Consider the following 18,196-nt stretch of genomic DNA (forward strand, 5'->3'; position numbering starts at 1 on the left):
GGACACCGCCTTCAGGCGGGCCCGCCTACGGCTTGAGCGCGAACCAGTAGAAGCCGTGCCCCGGCAGCGTCAGCAGGTAGGGCACCTCCCCGATGACCGGGAAGCGCACCCCGCCCCGTGCCTCCACCGGCGTCATGCCGGCGAAACGGCGCAGGTCGAGCTCCACGGGCTGGGGGAACTTCGACAGGTTGTTCACGCACAGCATCACGTCGTCCCGCTCCTCGCGGACGAAGGTGAGGACGGAGCTGTTGGAGGACCACATCTCGGTGTAGGCGCCGGTGCCGAACACCGGGTGGTTGCGGCGGATCTCCAGCATGCGGCGGGTGAAGTGCAGCAGCGAGCCGGCGTGCTTCTGCTGCGCCTCGACGTTGACCGCCTGGTAGCCGTAGATCGGGTCCATCACGGCCGGCAGGTAGAGCCGTCCCGGGTCGGCCGAGGAGAAGCCGGCGTTGCGGTCGGGGCTCCACTGCATCGGCGTGCGCACCGCGTCGCGGTCCTCCAGCCAGATGTTGTCGCCCATGCCGATCTCGTCGCCGTAGTACATGACCGGCGAGCCCGGCAGGCTCAGCAGCAGCGCCGTGAACAGCTCGATCCGGTCACGGTCGTTGTCCAGCAGCGGAGCCAGGCGGCGCCGGATGCCGAGGTAGGCCCGCATGCGCGGGTCCTTGGCGTACTCGGCGTGCATGTAGTCGCGCTCTTCCTCGGTCACCGTCTCGAGCGTCAGCTCGTCGTGGTTGCGCAGGAAGATGCCCCACTGCGCCTTCTCCGGCAGCTTGGGGGTGCGCGACATGATCTCGGAGATCGGCTCGCGCGTCTCCTTCTTCACCGCCATGTAGATGCGCGGCATCAGCGGGAAGTGGAAGGCCATGTGGCACTCGTCGCCGCCCGTGGTGGGGTCGCCGAAGTACTCGACCACGTCCTCCGGCCAGCCGTTGGCCTCGGCCAGCAGCACCCGGTCGGGGTAGAGCCGGTCCACCTCGGCGCGGATCTTCTTCAGGTACGCGTGCGTCTCCGGCAGGCCCGCGCAGGCGGTGCCCTCGCGCTCGAACAGGTAGGGCACGGCGTCCAGCCGGAACCCGTCGATGCCGAGGTCCAGCCAGAACCTCAGCACCTCGATCATCGCTTCCTGGACCGCCGGGTTGTCATAGTTGAGGTCCGGCTGGTGGTGGAAGAAGCGGTGCCAGTAGTACTGCTTGCGCACCGGGTCGTAGGTCCAGTTGGACTCCTCCGCCCCGATGAAGATGATGGGCGCGTCGGGATAAGCCGTCGGCTCGTCCGCCCACACGTAGAAGTCGCCGTACGGCCCCTCCGGGTCGTGCCGGGAGGCCTGGAACCAGGGATGCTTGTCACTCGTGTGGTTCATCACCAGGTCGGTGATGATGCGCAGACCGCGTTCGTGGGCCGCCTCCACGAGCTGCACGAAGTCTCCGAGGTCCCCGAAATCGGGCAGGATCTTCATGTAGTCGGAGATGTCGTAGCCGCCGTCACGCAACGGAGACTCGTACAACGGCAGCAGCCACAGGCAGTCGACGCCCAGCCACTCCAGGTAGTCGAGCTTCTCGATGAGGCCACGGAGGTCTCCGGTGCCGTCACCGTTGGAGTCCTTGAACCCCCGGACGAGAATCTCGTAGAACACCGCCCGCTTGTACCAGGAGGGGTCCTCCGAGACGAAGTCCTCGGAGATCGGCTCCGGTGATGGGGATGCGTTGATCATAGGTCGCTCACAGAAGGAGATGTGGGCAGGACGGAGTCACCGGTTCCCCGGCGTTTACATGTGGTGACCGCGCCGCCTGGGGTCGTCATCCCTGCAACCCCAGTGCCCTTGACGGGACCGGATTTGTGATCCGGGTGCTCCCGCTCGATGCGGCGCTTACGGGCCGAACACTATCAGCCCGGTGGCTTTCCGGAACCTGCTTATGCGGTGATCTCTTCGTACCCTGGATACCTCAACGTAATCACCCTGTTACCCACAGTTCATCTAGAACGGGGGCGAGACGTCGCCGAGGTCACCCTCGAAGTCGCTCAACCACAGCCCGAACAGCACCAGCCCGCGCACCCAGAACCTGTCGTTCCATCCGGTGAAGCGGGTCAGCGCGTCAGGGCCGTCGAGGACGACCTGATGCAACTCCTCCGACAGCAGCGCCGGCACCCGCTCGGCCACCGTGCGGAGCATCTGGTGCGCGTACACGCGCGCGGGACCGGCCGTCGAGCGCAGCGGCACCCGCCGCAGCGGCTGCTTGACCACGTTGGTCGACGGCAGCGCGGCCACCCGCGGATTGGCGGCGTGCAGCAGCTCCCGGTAGAAGCGCCCCTTGTCCTTGCGGGCCACGCCCACCGACAGCGCCGCGTCGAAGAAGTCGGGGTGGATGAACGGCGCGGCGAACGACGCCTCCGGCCCGACCAGGTTGACCGCCGAGCGGGCGATGCCCCGCACCGTGCGGGTGTGCAGCACCGACAGCGGCAGCTCCGCCCGGTGCCCGTGCAGCATGGAGGTGGCGGCGTGGAACTGCTCCCTGACCGCCTCCTCGATCCACTCCTGGGCCCGGGGCGACAGGAACGGCTGCGACGGCGCCCCCAGGCTGAGCGAGCCGAGCACCGCGGCCGACCGCTCGGCCTGCGAGGTGGCCTCCAGCGCCGCGCCGCTGACCATGAAGTTCTTCAGCAGCGGCCCGCCCGCCAGGCCGTCGACCAGCATCCGCCCCGACCGGTGCACCTCCTTGGCGAACGGCGCGTACCAGGCGTGGTGCGGCGTCAGGTACTCGAGCCGGCGCGCCACCTCCTGGGCGTCGCCCGGGTAGTCGGCCGGGTCCTGCGTGATCACCCGGTGGTCGACGCCCAGCTCGCGGGTGATGGCGCGGGCGAAGGCGATGTCGGTGTCGGTGCCGTCGTCCGGGCTCGTCGTCCACGACTCCACGTCGGCGCCGCGCGCCACGGCCACCGCGCACAGCAGCCGCGAGTCGTAGCCGCCGCTGACCGGCACGAGCAGCCGGCGCCCCTCGTAGTCCTTGTAGACCTCGTGCAGGATCTCCAGCAGCTCGCCGGCGCTGGTCCACGTCTCGTACGGCTCGGTGCGCAGCCAGCGCGGCAGCCGGCGCTCGGTGCCGAGCATCCCCCGGTCGTGGACCAGGGCGCTGGAGCCGGGCAGCCGCTTGACCGCCGGGTAGGGGGTGGCCTCGCCGAGGGGGAAGGTCACCTGGATGATCGACGCCCACGCAGCCCAGTCGATCCCGGCGGGCACCAGCGACAGCAACGGCTGGATCAGCGACGAGAAGTAGACAGCCTCGCCCAGCCGCACGTAGTAGACGTCGACCAGGCCGAGCGCGCCGGCGTGCAGCGTGACCCGCTCGCCGTCGCCGATCAGGCCGGGCGTCTCGTACGTCTCCGCCACGGCCATCCAGTCGTCGTGCCCCGCGGGCCTGCGCTCGCCCCACGAGAACGCGAACGAGCCCTCGGTGCGGTGGTAGGGAGGCAGCGGCGCGGAGCTGAACAGCGCCGCGTCCGCCGTCTGCAGGGCGGGCCGGACCCGCGGCCCCGCGCCCGTCAGCTTCCCCAGCACGACGGTGTCGATCCGGCCGAGAGCGCCGCAGACGTAGGGCCGCACGTTGAACTGCACCGGATCTCATCCCTTCGAGACGCTTCCCGGGCAAGAGTATCCTTTGCCGGGCTAGGAATCGGAGGTGCCGGTGAGCACTGAGCTGGAGAGCACGAGGCGCGCGCTGCGGGATGCGATCGCCCAGGCGGAGCACGCGGCCGAGCTGGCGAGGCTGCTGAGCGACGCCCAGGCGAGGCTGGCCGAGGCCGAGCGCAACGCCGAGGAGGTCAAGGCGCTCGCCGAGCGGCTGGCCGAGGCCGAGGAGCGGCTCGAGGACGAGCGCACCGCCGCCGACAAGCTCCGCAAGGAGCTGGCCGAGCAGCGCTACCAGGCCGAGGTGGCCCACTGGAAGCTCTCCTCCATCAAGGTCGCCCGCTGGAACCGGCTCGGCGACGCCATCAAGACCGGCAAGAGCAACCCTCTCCTGCTCGCCAAGGGCCTCAAGGGGGCGGCCAGGCCGGTCAAGCGGCCCACCGCCCCCAAGCGCAGGCCCGTGGCCGCCAAGCAGGCCAGGCAGGCCGCCGACGAGCGGCCCGGCGCCGCCTACCAGGCGACCACTTCCACCCGCACCCTGGAGGGCGCCTCCTTCAGGCTCAAGCCGTACCGGGTGCCCACGGGTCCCAACACGCGCCCGCACCTGACGGCGGCGGTGATCGCCGACCCGCACGTCGAGGCGCTGCTGCGCTACGAGTGGCGGCAGACCACCGGCTTCACGCCGCGTGACTTCGCCCGGGTGCTGCCGCAGGAGGTGCCGCACCTGCTCGTGGTCGAGTCCGTCACCGCGGGGCCGTGGGCCGCGGAGATCATCGGGGAGCCGGGAGAGGGGCTGCGGGCGCTGCTCGCCTGGTGCGCCGACCGCGGCATCCGCACGGTGTTCTGGCACACCCAGGGCGACGCGGCCGACTACGGCGCGGCGGCGGCGCTGTTCGAGCACCGGTTCAGCACCGACCCGGCCACCGGCTGGCCGCGCCTGTCGTTCGGCGTCCAGCCACGGGTGCACAACCCGATCCCGCTGTCGGGTGGGCGCATCGACCGGGTGCTCACGCTGGAGCAGCTGCTGCCCGGCCATCTCAGCTATCCCGACGTGCTCACCTCCTACCGCTGGCCGGCAGCGGTGCGGTGCCCGGCGGGCACCCCTCCGTGGCGGCTGGCCGAGCTGGCGGCCTGCGGCACCTCGATCGGCGACGAGCCCGACTCGCGCCGGGCGCACGTGGCGCTGCGCCGCGCCTACAACAGCGGCACCATGACCGAGCGGGTCGACGAGCTGCTGGAGGCGATCGGCCTGCCCAGCGCGCGCGCCACGCTGGAGGTCTCCCTGCTGCTGCCCGTCACCGACCGTTCGCTGCTGGAGCACGCCCTCGCCCAGGTGGCGCGGCAGTCCAAGCCGGTGGCGCAGCTCGTCGTGTTCGGCCCGCCGGAGGCCGAGGCACGCGCCCGCGAGGTCGTGCCGGACGCCGAGGTCGTCTTCCGCCACCTGGACCCGGCGCTGTCCACCGGCGAGACGCTCAACCGCGGGCTCGACCTGTGCGAGGCCGACCTGGTCGGCGTCATGGACCAGCGCGACGTCTACGGCACCCACTACCTCGCCGACCTGAGCCGGGCCTTCCTGTTCGCCACCGCCGACGTCGTCGGCAAGGCCGCCTACTACGCCCACCTGCGCAAGCCGCAGGCCACCCTGCTCAAGCAGCCGGACGCCGAGTACACCTACCTGCCGGAGATCGCCGGCGCGACGCTGCTCGCCCGCCGCGCCGCGATGCGCCAGCTCGGCTTCGCCGACCTGACCGACGGCTGGGACGACGTGCTCATGCGGCGTTGCCGCGCCGACGGGGTGAAGGTGTTCTCGGCCGACCGGTTCGGCTACGTCCGGGTCCGCGACGAGGACCGGTGGCTGCTGGGCGCCGCCCACCTGGTCGAGTACGGCTCCGCCGAGCCGCACGCGCTCATCTGAGCCGGTGGTGCGGCCCGGGCGGCTGGCCGAGGCGCTGGGGGAGCCGCCCGCGCCGGACGGCACGTGGGAGCGGGAGGCGGTCTACGTCTCGGCCGCCGCGCTGCGCCGCGCCCGTCGCCCCGGTGCCCGGGCCGCGCCGGTGGGCCGGGTCGCGGCCGAGCTGGCCGACCGGGTGCGGCCGGTCGAGGGGGTCTCGCGGGTGGAGGCGCTCGCGAACGGGTTCCTGCGCATCACGGTCGAGACGCCGGGGGAGCTGGTGGCGGAGGTCCGGCCGCTGAGCCTGCCGGACCCGTGGCCCGACCTGCCCCGCACGTGGGACAACCCCGGGTTCGTGGTCCGCTACGCGCACGCGCGGGCGGCCGCCGTGCAGCGGTGGGCCCGCGACCTGGGCGTGCCCGCCACCGGCTTCCGGCCCGAGCTGCTGGACGACCCGCCCCACCGGGCCGTGCTGCGGGTGCTGGCCGAGCTGCCGGGGCGGCTGGCCGGCCGGGCGCCCGCCTGGGAGGCCTACCTGGTGCGGCTGGCCACGGCCTACCACGACGCCCACGAGCTGGCCCCGGCCGTCCCCGCCGGCGAGGAGGAGCCGTCCCCGGCGCACACCGCCCGGGTGCGGCTGGCGCGGGCCGTACGGGACGTCCTCCCGGGACCCGAACGCCTATGATTGATCGCAAAATATCCGGCCAAATGGCGAATAAGCGTAAAAATATCCCTGTAGAGGCGTGATCGCGTCTCGATACGTGAGCAGCCGGTCCAGGGATGACGACGCTTCCGATAGCCTCGATCGGGTGAGTCGATTCGCCCATCCCGCAGGGGACCGGCATGCCGAGATGCTGCCCCACGAGCGCCCCCCGCTGGCGCCCGCCGACCTCAACCGGATCAACCCCGCGATCTGGCCCCGAACGTCCGGCCGCACCGAGGGCGCGCTCACGATCGGCGGCGTCGACGTCCGTGACCTCGCCCGCGACCACGGCACGCCGCTGTTCGTGCTCGACGAGCACGACGTCCGCTCGCGCATGCGCGACTACGCCACCGCCTTCGCCGGGTCCGAGGTCCACTACGCCGGCAAGGCCTTCCTGTGCAAGGAGATCGTCCGCTGGCTGGACGAGGAGGGTCTCGGCCTCGACGTGGCCAGCGGCGGCGAGCTGGCGGTGGCGCTCAGTGTGGGCTTCCCGGCCGAGCGCATCACCCTGCACGGCAACAACAAGTCCGTCGCCGAGCTGACCCGCGCCCTGCAGGCCGGGGTCGGGCACATCGTGGTCGACTCGTTCGAGGAGATCGCCCGGCTCGGCCACCTCGCCGACGAGCAGGGCAAGCGGCCCAAGGTGATGATCCGCGTCACCACCGGCGTCGAGGCGCACACCCACGAGTTCATCGCCACCGCGCACGACGACCAGAAGTTCGGCCTGTCGCTCAACTCCGGCGCCGCGGCCGAGGCCGTGCACCGCATCCTGGCGATGCCGTCGCTGGAGCTGGTCGGCCTCCACTCGCACATCGGCTCGCAGATCGTCGACACGGCCGGCTTCGAGGTCGCGGCGCGCCGCCTGGCCACCCTGCTCGTGCAGATCAAGGAAGAGCACGGCGTGGTGCTGCCCGAGCTCGATCTCGGCGGCGGCTACGGCATCGCCTACGTCGACGACGACGAGGCCCCCGGCGTCAAGCTCATCGCCGACGGGCTGCGCGAGATCGTCACCAAGGTGTGCACCGACGCCGGGCTGCCGGTGCCCCGGCTCACCGTCGAGCCCGGCCGCGCCATCGTCGGCCCCGGCGGCGTCACCCTCTACGAGGTCGGCACCGTCAAGGACGTCGAGGGGCTGCGCACCTACGTCAGCGTCGACGGCGGCATGAGCGACAACCTCCGCACCGCCCTCTACGGCGCCGAATACACCACGGTGCTGGCCAGCCGCGAGAGCTCGGCCGAGCCCATGCTGAGCCGCGTGGTCGGCAAGCACTGCGAGAGCGGCGACATCGTGGTGCGCGACTGCTTCCTGCCGGCCGACCTCGCGCCCGGCGACCTGATCGCCGTCGCCGCGACCGGCGCCTACTGCCGTTCGCTGGCGAGCAACTACAACTACCTGCCCAGACCCGCCGTCGTGGCCGTCCGCGACGGCCGGGCCCGGGTGATCGTACGGGGCGAGACCGAGGACGACCTGTTGAGGGGGCAGCTGTGAAACCGCTGAAGGTCGCGCTGCTGGGCTGCGGCGTCGTCGGCTCGCAGGTCATCCGGCTCATCCACGAGCAGCACGACGACCTGGCCGCCCGCATCGGCGCGCCGCTGGAGCTGGCCGGGGTGGCGGTGCGCCGCCTGGGCCGCAAGCGCGACGTCGAGGTGGACCCGGCGCTGTTCACCACCGACGCCGAGGCGCTGGTCACCCGCGACGACGTGGACATCGTGGTCGAGGTCATCGGCGGCATCGAGCCGGCCCGGTCGCTGATCGTCGCCGCGCTGTCCCGCGGCAAGTCGGTGGTCACCGCCAACAAGGCCCTGCTCGCCGAGGACGGCGCCACCCTGCACGAGGCGGCCCGCGCGGGCGAGGGCGACCTCTACTTCGAGGCCAGCGTCGCCGGCGCGATCCCGCTGCTCCGGCCGCTGCGCGAGTCGCTGGCCGGCGACCACGTCCAGCAGGTGCTCGGCATCGTCAACGGCACCACCAACTACATCCTCGACAAGATGGACTCCACGGGCGCGTCCTTCACCGACGCCCTGGAGGAGGCGCAGACTCTCGGCTACGCCGAGGCCGACCCGACGGCCGACGTCGAGGGGTTCGACGCCGCGGCCAAGGCCGCGATCCTCGCCGGGCTCGCCTTCCACAGCCGGGTGACGGCGGCCGAGGTGCACCGCGAGGGCATCACCGACATCACCGCCACCGACGTGGCCTCGGCCAAGGCCATGGGCTACGTCATCAAGCTGCTGGCCATCTGCGCCCGTTCCGACGACGGCCGCTCCATCGGGGTGCGGGTGCACCCGGCGATGATCCCGCGCACCCATCCGCTGGCCGGGGTGCGCGAGGCGTACAACGCGGTGTTCGTGGAGGCCGAGTCGGCCGGGCAGCTCATGTTCTACGGCAAGGGCGCCGGCGGCGCGCCGACCGCCTCGGCGGTGCTCGGCGACCTCGTCGCCGTGGCCCGCAACCGGCTCGCCCGCACGCGCGGGCCCGAGGAGTCCACCTACGCCTCCCTGCCCGTGCACCCGATGGGCGAGACGGTCACCCGCTGCCACGTGGCGCTGGACGTGGCCGACAAGCCGGGCGTGCTGGCCCGGGTCGCCGACCTGTTCGCCAAGCACGACGTGTCGATCCAGACCGTGCGCCAGGAGGGGCACGGCGACGACGCGCAGCTCGTCATCGTCACCCACCGGGCGACCGACGCCGCGCTGACCGCCACCATGGACGGGCTGCGCGAGCTCGACATCGTGCGGGCCATCGCCAGCGTGATGCGCGTGGAGGGTGACGACCAGAGCGCACGCTGATCCGGCCGTCCCGACCGGCGACGTGCCCTGCGGCAGTGCGGCGCGTCGCCGGTCAGGAGCCGGTGAGGTCGCGTTCCAGGGTCCGGGCGTACGCCTCGATGGCGGCGACGATGTCCACCGCCTCCGGGTCCAGCAGCCACTGCGTCTGCAGCCCGTCGAGCGTGGCGATGATCTCGGCCGCCTTGGCCTCCGGGTCCAGCCCGGCCCGCGTGAGCCCCGTCCGCTGGGCCGAGCGGATGGTGTCGGCGACGATGGCGCGCATCGCGCGGTAACGGGCGACGAAGTGGCCGTGCCCCGGCGCGTCCGGCTCCAGGCTCTCCGCCACCAGCACCGTGAACAGCTTGGCCAGCTCCGTCCGGTGCCTGTTGCGGCGGGCGAACTCCGGCAGTGCCCGCAGCCGGTCGGCCGGCTCCATGCCGAGCAGCTCCATGGCGAACGCCTCGCTGTCGAGGTCGCGCCGCTCGATCACCGCCAGCAGGAGCCCCGCCTTGTTGCCGAAGTGGTGCAGCAGGCCGGGCTCGCTGATCCCGGCCCGGGCGGCCACGTCGGCCAGCGAGGTGCCCCGGTAGCCGCGCTCGGCGAACATCCCGGCGGCGATCAGGATGATCTCCTCACGGCGCAGGCGGGCCCGTTCGCGGCGGCCCGTCGCGGGCCCGTCCCCGTGAGGGGGTTGATCAGCGCGGCTCATGGTGTTAAACCTAGCCCATTCACTTACCGAGCACTAAGTAAGTAAAGGGGCGACCATGGGGCGTCTGCTGGCAGGAGCGGGGGTCGCCGTCTTGACAGCGGCCCTCGGCACGAGTTCGGGAGCGGCCTGGGCACGGCAGTCCCAGGGCGAACCGGTCATCCTCGTCCACGGCTGGAACGGCACCCCCGATTCCTTCGCCCCCATGAAGACGGCGCTGCAGCAGGCCGGGCATCCCGCGTACGCGATCGACCTGCCCGGGGAGGAGAACGTCGCCAACGCGAACGCCATCGCCGCCCTCGTCGAGCAGGTACGCCGGACGCACGGCGCCGACAGGGTGAGCCTGGTCGGTCACAGCATGGGCGGCCTGTCGGCCCGCCACTACCTGAAGTCCCTCGGCGGCACGGCCACGACCCTGAGCTACGTCTCCATGGGCACCGGCCAGCGCGGCTACTGGCCCGCCTGCCTGCTCCCGGCCGCGCAGGGCGGCCAGATGTGCCCCACGAGCACGTTCATGAAGCAGCTCAACAGCGGTGACCCGACGCCCGGCGCGGTCCGCTACACCGTGCTGGCCAGCTCGCTCGACGAGACCCGCGGCGACACCATCGACGGGGTGGCGTGCAGGGCCGAGCTGCCGGGTGTGCCGCACGCGGAGGAGCCCGGGAACGAGGCGTTCGTCCAGGCGGTCCTGACCGCTCTCGGCGGCGGCTGCCCGGCGGTGTGACTCCGCCTCGCCGGGCCCGGACCGCCGTCGCCCGTCCGGGGCGGGAGGCCCGGCGACCGCGCGCCGCCCGTGCCCGCGGGCACACGCGCGCCCGTGCCCGCGCGCACGTGCGCCGCGCCCCGAGCCGCCCGTCCGACTACCAAGAGTGGTTCATCGATCACTCAAGGTGAGCTATAGTCGCTCCGGAGGCGGGGGAGCGGAGGCCATGCGGTGGTGTCGGGTCTGCCAGGCCATGTGGCGTGCGTGATGGACGGCAACGGGCGCTGGGCCGAGCAGCGGTCACTGCCCCGCACGGCCGGGCACCGGGCCGCCGAGGCCGCGGTGATCGAGGTGATCGAGACGGCCTACGCGGTCGGCATCCCGTGGCTGAGCCTGTTCGCCTTCTCCACCGAGAACTGGCGGCGGCCCGGCGGCGAGGTCGGCTTCCTGATGCGGCTGGTCCAGCGGTCCGTCCGCAAGCACGCCATGTCGCTGCACGCGCGCGGCATCCGGTGCCGCTTCCTCGGCGACTCCGACGCCAGGATCCCCGCGTCCCTGGCCGGCGACATCGCCGACCTCGTGACGCTGACCCGGGCCAACACGCGGATGACGCTGACCGTGGCGTTCGACCACGGCGGGCGTCGTGACATCGTGAGCGCCGCCCGGTCGCTCATCCGTGACAAGGTGCCGGCCGAGCGGGTCACCGAGGAGACCTTCGCCCGCCACCTGCCCCATCCCGACACGCCCGATGTGGACCTGGTCATCCGCACCTCCGGCGAGCAGCGCATCTCCAACTTCATGCTGTGGCAGGTGGCCTACGCCGAATGGATGTTCCCCGAGGTGCTCTGGCCCGACTTCCGCGCGGCGCACCTGTGGGAGTGCCTGGACGCCTACCGCCGGCGCGAGCGCCGGTTCGGCGACGTGCACCTGCCGACCACGACCCGAAAGGGCTGAGATGACTCAGACGACCGACGCCCCCACGACCGTCCCGGCGGCGGCGGGGTTGCTGCGCCACTACGTGAGCCAGGCGCGGTGGGGCCTCGCGGCGACCCGGGCCAGCGTCCTGGAGGCCGCCCACCCGCAGATCGGCGCGGCGCTCATCGGCAACTCGACGTTCGTGGCCCGCCCGTGGCGGCGGCTGCGCAACACCCTGCTCAGCACGCGGCGACTGGTCGACGAGGACGAGGAGGTGCGCCTGCGCGAGGCGGCCCGGCTCAACAGGCTGCACGGGCGGATCTCCGGCACCGACGCCCACGGCCGCCCCTACGACGCGATGGACCCCGAGGCGCGCGCCTGGGTGATGGCGACCCTGTTCGAGTCGACGGTCACCATGTGCCGGCTGGGCGGCCGGCCCCTCGACACGCCCACGCAGGAACACCTGTACGACGAGTTCCGGGAGATGCTCGTCCTCATGGGCGACGACGGCACCGGCCTGCCCGCGACGCTTCACGAGTTCTGGCCGTACTACGACGAGACGATCAGCCGCCGCCTGGAGCTCAACGAGGCCGTCCACGCCGTCCTCCACCGGGTGTTCGCCGAGGTCCCCCCGCCGCCCCCGCTCCGCGACCACCCCACGGCGTGGGCCGCGATCCGGGCTCTGGCCGGGCCGCTGGCGGCCACGATCACCGTGGCGTCGCTGCCGGAGGCCTACCGTCGCCAGGCCCGCCTCACCACGCCGCCGGGCGCGCAGGCGCTGATGCACGGCGTCTACCTCGCGGCCGGGCTGGCGACTCACTGGCTGCCGGCCGCCTGGACGCAGGTCGGCGCGTTCATGGACGTCCTCGACCTCGACGATGACGACGACGAAGGTCCGGCCTCGCGGCTGCTCGGGGCGCTCCTGCACCAGGCGAGCCGGGCCGGCGGCCTGCTGCAGCACCTCACCGCGGACACCCGGCAGCCCGCCGTGCCCGCTCGCAGATCCGCCGAGCGGTTCTTCACCGAGGTGCTGGACCAGACCGGCAACGGGCATCTCGAATGGCCCGACCTGGCGGCCATGGCCAGGGAGATCGCGACCCGCCTCGACATGGACGCCCAGACCGAGGCCCGGCTCTTCACCGCGTACGCCGACTGGTGGCGCGAGCTGCAGACCAGCCTCGACAGCGACGGCGACGGGCGGATCACCCGCGACGAGTACGCCACGGCGGCCACCACGCCGTCCGGGCCGGCGCTGATCAAGATCGCCGACGTGTTGTTCGACGCCACCGACACCGACGGCGACGAGGCGATCAGCGCGGGCGAGCACCAGAAGCTGTTCCGCACCGCGTTCGACCGCGAGCCGGCCGCCGGCGGCGACGGGCTCTCCCGGGCGGCGTTCGTCCGGGAGTTCCTGACGTACATGGCGGGCCGCCACCCCTCCGCCGCCTACGACGGCCTCCTGTCCGAAGGCTGACGCCCTACCTGCCGGAGGCGAGGTCACGCATGCGGCGGACGGCGCGGGTGAGGACCGTACGGTCGCGGTCGCGGTCGCGGGACAGCCGGACCGCCTCGCGCCGCCACGACTCGGCCTTCTGCCGCCACCGGGCCGCGTCCCGCTCGCTCTTGCCCGCCTGCCTGCGCGCCTGGGCCAGCTCCGCGCGCAGCGCGTCGGCCCGCTCGCGCAGCCGGGCGATCTCCTTGCGGTGCTGCGCGGCCAGCCGTTCGGCCTCCGGCACCGGACGACGGCGCGGCGGGTAGACGGCGGGCCTGCGGGCGAACCCCCACTCGGCACCGTCCAGCCACTCGACGCCGAACACCTCGTCCAGGACGTCGTCCAGCGGCTCACCCGGCTCCGCCACCAGCGCGGCGCGTGACAGGGCCGAGGTCCGTTCCAGGCGGGCCACCAGCACGCCCTCCTCCGTCTCGGCCAGCGCCAGGCACAGCACCCCGCCGTCGTCCTCCTCAAGGCGCGCGACCAGGCGCTCGACCGTGTCGGCACGCGGCACCCACCCGGGCGGCACCGTCAGCCGGAAGGGCGCCACGACACGCTCCGGCCCGCCCGGTCGCCGCGCCGGACCGGCCGGCGGCGGCCCCACCCGATCGGCCGGACGCGCCGCCGGGCCGGCCGGCGGCGGCGCCGCCTGATCGGCCGGACGCGCCTCCGGGTCGGCCAGCCGCACCCGGGCGTCGTGCTCGAACGTGGCGTGCACGAGGCGCAGGTCCAGATCCGGGTCGCCCAGCGGCGAGCGGCGGCCGGCGCCGAGCGACGCCCACGGGCCCTCGACGGTGACCCGGACGTCCGGCAGGCTGCCGCCCAGCAGGCCGTCCACCGTGGCGCGCACGTCCTCGTACGCCCCCGCCCGCACCACGGCGTCCACGTACGGCACCAGCCACTGCCGGCCGGGGTCCGTGCGCAGGTAGCGCCGGTACGGCACGCGGTCGGCGACGTACGGGTCGTTGTACCTCTTCAGCGCGGCCACGTCGCGCATGGCCGTGGGCAGCCCGAGATGCCAGGCCCGCGCCTGCGGGTCCGGCACGAACACCGCGCCCGCCTGCGTCAGCCGGTAGCCCAGCTCGGTGTCCTCGGCCAGCACCAGCGACGTGTCCAGCCCGCCGACGGAACGCAGCAGCGCCGCCGGGTAGGCGGCCGTCGCCCCCACGTGGATGCGGGTGGCCAGCGAGCTGGGCGCGGTGCGCAGCCCGTCGTGATCGTCGATGATCTTCTCGGCCCAGTCGTGGCGGTGCGGTGACAGCGGGAAGAGGCCGTCCTCCTCGCCGTCCCGCACGGCGGCGCGCACCCGTTCGGGTGACGGCAGGTGGTCGGCGACGGTGAAGTCGATCCAGCCGAGCGTCACCACGTACGGGGCGAGATGGTGCCAGCGCAGCTGGGCCTCGACGTGCTCGCGGTGCGGCACCATGTCGGCGTCCAGCACGAGGACGACCTCACCGGTCGCGGCCTCCAGACCCGCCTGCAGGGCCCAGGCCCGGCCCCAGCCGCCGGGCGGGCTGGAGATCAGCTTGGTCCCGTCGGGGACGGTCTCCGGCAGCCGCAGCGGGACCGTGCTGCCGTCGTCCACGACGACCACGTCCATCAGCTCGGCCGGATAGCTCTGCGCCGACAGCGCCGCGAGGGTGAGGTCGAGGGTCCCCTGTCGGTCGTGGGCGGGGATGACGACCGTCACGGTCAGCGCCGGGTCCCAGCCGCCGAGCGGCGGTGGGGTGAGGACGCCGTAGTCCTGCCTGCGGATGCGGGGGACGCGGGTCATGGCGCGCTGCTCCGGTCGAGCTCCATCAGGGCGCTGGGCCGGAAGCCGCGCCACTGCCGCCTGTTGCGCTGCAGGAACGTGCCGATCGGCTCCTGCCACGTGTGGTCGGCCGCCGGGCCGCGGCGCAGGATGTAGCCGAGGCCGTGGGTGCGGTAGATCTGGCCGCCCGCCGCCTGCAGCGCCTCCTGGAACTGGGTGTCCACCGAGCGGCGCAGCGGCCGGAAGCCGCCAACCGCCTGGAAGGCCGAGCGTTCGACGAGGATCGTGCCGCCCGCGACGAAGCTGGTGATCTGCTCGGTGACCTGCCTGCGGTGCACGGTGACGTCGATCGAGGCGAGGTAGACGAACTCCGGCACGGTCCCCACCACCTGCGCCCCCGAGTAGGAGTGGGCCAGCAGCAGATCCGCCAGGAAGTCGGGGCCATACCAGTCGTCGTCGTCCATCTTCAGCAGGAACGATCCCGACGCCCGGGCGGCGGCGTGGTTGAGCACCTCGCCGAAGATCTCCTCCCGGCCGGCCTCGTACACGGTCAGCGGGCGGTCGAACGCGGCGATCGCCGCCGCCACCTCGGGATGGTCCCGGGGCACGTCGTGCAGGGCCAGCACGACTTCGAGCTGTGCGCCGCGCTGCCTGGCCGCCTGGTCGAGGGCGAACCCCACCATGGCGGGTCGGCGGGTGGCGAGGAGCACGGACGTCAGCGGGGCGGCCGGGGCGGGCGCGCCGAGCTGCTCCCAGCGGGCGGCCACCCCGTGCGTGCGCAGCGCCTCGCGGCGCAGCCGGATGCTGTGCTCCTCGCGCCGCAGGTCGTCGGCCAGGTCGGGGCGGCTCGTCAGCAGCGCGATCAGCTCCTCGCCGAGGCCGTGCGCCCAGCGCGGCACCGACTCGCAGACCAGCGGCACCCCGGCGGCAGCGAGGCCGGCGAGCACCCGGACGGCGGCGATCGGCCCGCTGTGGGCGTGCCGCCAGTCGACCTCGACCCCGCGAACCTGCCTGAGCCGGGCCACGTCGGCGTCCGTCACCCCGCCCGACTCGGCGAACGTCGTCACCGCCGTCCCGTCGAGCACCACCGCCCAGCGCCCGTCGCGCTCGGCCAGCGCCGCCATGCCGCGCGACGGCGTGGTGACGAAGCCCTGCGGGTTGACCAACCGCTCGTCCACCGGCGGGATCATCGACGGCTCGCCGAGCACGTCAGGATCGGCGAGCGGCAGGTCCGCGCCGCCGGGCCGGCCCAGCGACTCCCAGGTGGCGGCCCGGTGGGCCGGCCGCTCGACGGGTGTCTGCGCGCCCTCCCAGTCCGCCGTGGTCACGAGGGCGGGCGCGTCGCCGGCCCGCGGCCCCTCGCGCCCGGCGTCGGGCGCGGGGTCGAGGACGGCCGGGTCGCGGAACGTCCGCAGCACCACGTCGCCGCCCGGCGCGCCGACTCTCTCCGGCACCGGCCCGGACACCTCGGCGGGCGTGGCGTTGGGGTCGCCGGGCCGCCAGTCCGCGGCGCCGACGCCGGCGATCGCGGCGGCGGGCGCGGCGATCACGTCGAGGCGGTGGCCGACGAAGGCGCGGGCCGTCGCGGCCACGGTACGGCCGGCGGGCACCGGCGCCGAGAACCTGGCGTCCACCACCCACACCCGATCCTTGGGCCGGTGCACCCGCAGGTCGGACAGTGCCCGCCACCGGTGCGCGGGGGTGGGCGTGGGCACCGGCGCCGGGTGCGCGGCCGGTGTGTCGAGCACGGCCACGACCACGCGCGCCGCCTCGGGCAGCAGCTTGTGCAGGGTGGCGGCCCGCCTCAGATCGGCCGGGGTGCGGGCGAGGACCAGCACCTCCCGCACCTGCTCCGTGGCGGACGGTGGCTCCAGCAGGTCACGGTCCAGGTCCACCGGCAGGGGAGCGCCCGCCGCGCCCCCGCGGCCCGCCGTCTCGGCACGGCCTGCCGCGCCCGCTTGTCCTGCCGCGCCGGCCTGGCCCGTGCCGGTTCCGTGGTCCCCGGCGTCCGTCCGGCGCAGAGCCGGGACGGTGGCCGGGTCGATCCCGGCGAGGTAGACGCGGGCCGAAGGCAGCTCCGCCAGCAGCTCGCCGATCAACCGGCGCTCCGCAGGTGCCTGATGAGGGAGCTGAACCGTCCGGTCCCGGCTTCGTCCCGCGACTCCGCCGACAGCCGCGCCACCTCCGCCGACAGCCGTTCGACCGTGCCGCGCAGTTCCTTGACCTCCTCCAGCCGCCGCGCCGCCAGCGCGCGCCACTTGGCCGCGTCGCCGGTGGGCGGCTCCGCCTCGGCCACGGGGACGATGCCGTACTCGGCCCCGCCGACCCACAGCGAGCCGAACATCTCGTCCACCAGGTCGTCCGGGTCGCCGTGGAAGAACGCGGCGCGGGAGAACGCCGCGGTCCGCTCGAACCTGGCCGCCACCACCCCGTCGGCGGTCTCGGCCAGGACGACGCAGACCAGGCCCAGCCCGTCGGCGTCGGCCAGCCGTACCAGCCGGGACACCGTGTCGGGGCCCGGCGCCCAGCCGGGAGGCAGCGACAGCAGGAACGGCGACGGGGCGGCGGAGAGCGGCTCGGCCGCGGCGAACGCGACGCGCGGCTCGTACCGGTAGAGGTTGCGGAGCAGGCGCAGGTCCAGCAGCGGCTCGTCGAGGCTGGCGCGGCGCCCGTCCGTGAGGCGGTCCCAGGGCCCGACGACGGTGACGGCCGTGTCGCTCACGGTGCCGGCCAGCACCGCGTCCACGGCGGTGCGCGTCTCCTCGTAGGTGGTGCCCGGCACGACCACCCGCACGTACGGCACCCGCCAATGGCGGCTCGGATGGGTGCGCAGCCAGCGCAGGTCGGGGATGAGGTCGCCGAGGTAGGACCAGTTGTGCCGGTGCACCTCCTTCTCCCGGCGCATGACCGTGGACGGGCCGACGTGCCGGCCGCGAGCCTGCGGATCGGGGATGAACACCGCGCCGGCCTGCGCCAGGCGGTAGCCCAGCTCGGTGTCCTCGGCCATGTTCAGCTCCACGTCCACGCCGCCCGCCGCGTGCAGCAGGTCGGCGCGGACGGACGAGGAGGCGCCGGTGTGCAGCAGGTACGCGGTGGAACCGGCGTCCCTGAGCATCCGGGTGGACTCCAGGGTCCTGCGCGTGTAGGGGGACTGGACGCCCTCCTCGTCCGGCGCGTCGACGAACCGGGTGTCGCCGATCACCACGGCGTGGTCGATGAGGTGGTGCCAGCGCATGTGCGCCTCGAGGTGGTCCTCGGCGAGGATCATGTCGGCGTCGAGCCAGTGGATCACGTCGCCGGTCGCGGCGAGCCGGCCGGCCTCCCGGGCCGCGCCCCGGCCCCAGCCGTCGCGCACCCGCACGACGCGGGCGCCGGGCAGCTCGATGGGCGGGTCGCTGCCGTCGTCGGCGACGACCACCTCGGTCAGCTCGGCGGGGTAGGTCTGCCGGGCCAGCGCGGCGACCGTCCGCTCCAGCTCTCCACGGCAGTCGCGGGCGGGGATGACGACCGAGACCGTCAGGGCGGGCCGCCACGTCCCGATGGGCGGGGGAGCGAGGACGCCGTAGTCGTTGTGCCTGACGCGGGTCATGCCCGTCCCTCGCCGCGTGCCGGGTGGGGCCGGTTCACCGCCCGGTCGCCGTG

Annotated in this window: 13 protein-coding genes; 7 read left to right on the forward strand and 6 right to left on the reverse strand. The window is 73.6% G+C overall.

What is annotated here, in order from left to right; all coding sequences use genetic code 11:
* Nucleotides 1-25: 25 nt before the first annotated feature.
* Nucleotides 26-1,714 carry a maltose alpha-D-glucosyltransferase gene (treS, locus tag CXR44_RS07240; RefSeq protein ID WP_101784079.1) on the reverse strand — a complete coding sequence of 563 codons (1,689 nt, stop codon included), beginning with the start codon at nt 1,712-1,714 and terminating at the stop codon, nt 26-28.
* Nucleotides 1,715-1,978: 264 nt separating this feature from the next.
* Nucleotides 1,979-3,613, reverse strand: a complete 1,635-nt coding sequence (locus CXR44_RS07245) for an asparagine synthase-related protein (protein ID WP_101784080.1) — start codon at nt 3,611-3,613, stop codon at nt 1,979-1,981.
* Nucleotides 3,614-3,683: 70 nt separating this feature from the next.
* Here CXR44_RS07245 and CXR44_RS07250 point away from each other — a divergent pair, with 70 nt between their 5' ends.
* From CXR44_RS07250 to CXR44_RS07265, 4 genes are all read left to right on the forward strand, one after another.
* Complete coding sequence (locus tag CXR44_RS07250; RefSeq protein WP_245898913.1) at nt 3,684-5,540, forward strand: hypothetical protein; 1,857 nt, start codon at nt 3,684-3,686, stop codon at nt 5,538-5,540.
* A gap of 4 nt (nt 5,541-5,544) precedes the next feature.
* Nucleotides 5,545-6,201, forward strand: coding sequence for a DALR anticodon-binding domain-containing protein (locus tag CXR44_RS07255; protein ID WP_245898914.1), 657 nt, complete (start codon nt 5,545-5,547; stop codon nt 6,199-6,201).
* A gap of 124 nt (nt 6,202-6,325) precedes the next feature.
* A complete protein-coding gene (gene lysA, locus CXR44_RS07260) occupies nt 6,326-7,708 on the forward strand; it encodes a diaminopimelate decarboxylase (RefSeq protein ID WP_101784081.1) in 1,383 nt (460 codons plus the stop codon).
* Nucleotides 7,705-9,006 (forward strand): homoserine dehydrogenase, encoded by a 1,302-nt coding sequence (locus CXR44_RS07265; protein WP_219601694.1) that lies wholly within the window; start codon nt 7,705-7,707, stop codon nt 9,004-9,006. The genes lysA and CXR44_RS07265 overlap by 4 nt, the downstream gene beginning before the upstream one ends.
* 52 nt (nt 9,007-9,058) lie before the next feature.
* Here the strand turns inward: CXR44_RS07265 and CXR44_RS07270 are convergent, their stop codons facing one another.
* Nucleotides 9,059-9,694 carry a TetR/AcrR family transcriptional regulator gene (locus tag CXR44_RS07270; protein WP_101784082.1) on the reverse strand — a complete coding sequence of 212 codons (636 nt, stop codon included), beginning with the start codon at nt 9,692-9,694 and terminating at the stop codon, nt 9,059-9,061.
* A gap of 55 nt (nt 9,695-9,749) precedes the next feature.
* On the opposite strand from CXR44_RS07270, the gene CXR44_RS07275 reads away from it, so the two are divergent.
* The 3 genes from CXR44_RS07275 to CXR44_RS07285 all read left to right on the forward strand — a co-directional run bounded on the left by CXR44_RS07275 (nt 9,750) and on the right by CXR44_RS07285 (nt 12,783).
* Nucleotides 9,750-10,415: a lipase family alpha/beta hydrolase gene (locus CXR44_RS07275; protein WP_101784083.1), complete on the forward strand. Its 666-nt coding sequence runs from the start codon at nt 9,750-9,752 to the stop codon at nt 10,413-10,415.
* Nucleotides 10,416-10,628: 213 nt separating this feature from the next.
* Nucleotides 10,629-11,348, forward strand: a complete 720-nt coding sequence (uppS, locus tag CXR44_RS07280) for a polyprenyl diphosphate synthase (RefSeq protein WP_101784235.1) — start codon at nt 10,629-10,631, stop codon at nt 11,346-11,348.
* A gap of 1 nt (nt 11,349) precedes the next feature.
* Nucleotides 11,350-12,783 carry an oxygenase MpaB family protein gene (locus tag CXR44_RS07285; RefSeq protein ID WP_101784084.1) on the forward strand — a complete coding sequence of 478 codons (1,434 nt, stop codon included), beginning with the start codon at nt 11,350-11,352 and terminating at the stop codon, nt 12,781-12,783.
* Between the two features lie 4 nt (nt 12,784-12,787).
* Here CXR44_RS07285 and CXR44_RS07290 read toward each other — a convergent pair whose 3' ends face one another.
* The 3 genes from CXR44_RS07290 to CXR44_RS07300 are packed head-to-tail and all read right to left on the reverse strand — an operon-like array spanning nt 12,788 to nt 18,143.
* Nucleotides 12,788-14,575: a glycosyltransferase family 2 protein gene (locus CXR44_RS07290; RefSeq protein WP_101784085.1), complete on the reverse strand. Its 1,788-nt coding sequence runs from the start codon at nt 14,573-14,575 to the stop codon at nt 12,788-12,790.
* Nucleotides 14,572-16,653: a glycosyltransferase gene (locus CXR44_RS07295; RefSeq protein ID WP_101784086.1), complete on the reverse strand. Its 2,082-nt coding sequence runs from the start codon at nt 16,651-16,653 to the stop codon at nt 14,572-14,574. Before CXR44_RS07295 ends, CXR44_RS07290 begins: the two co-directional genes overlap by 4 nt.
* Nucleotides 16,650-18,143: a glycosyltransferase family 2 protein gene (locus CXR44_RS07300; RefSeq protein WP_101784087.1), complete on the reverse strand. Its 1,494-nt coding sequence runs from the start codon at nt 18,141-18,143 to the stop codon at nt 16,650-16,652. Before CXR44_RS07300 ends, CXR44_RS07295 begins: the two co-directional genes overlap by 4 nt.
* Between the last annotated feature and the right edge of the window lie 53 nt (nt 18,144-18,196).

This window comes from Nonomuraea indica, assembly GCF_002850745.1.
In the GTDB taxonomy this organism is placed as follows: Bacteria; Actinomycetota; Actinomycetes; order Streptosporangiales; family Streptosporangiaceae; genus Nonomuraea; species Nonomuraea indica.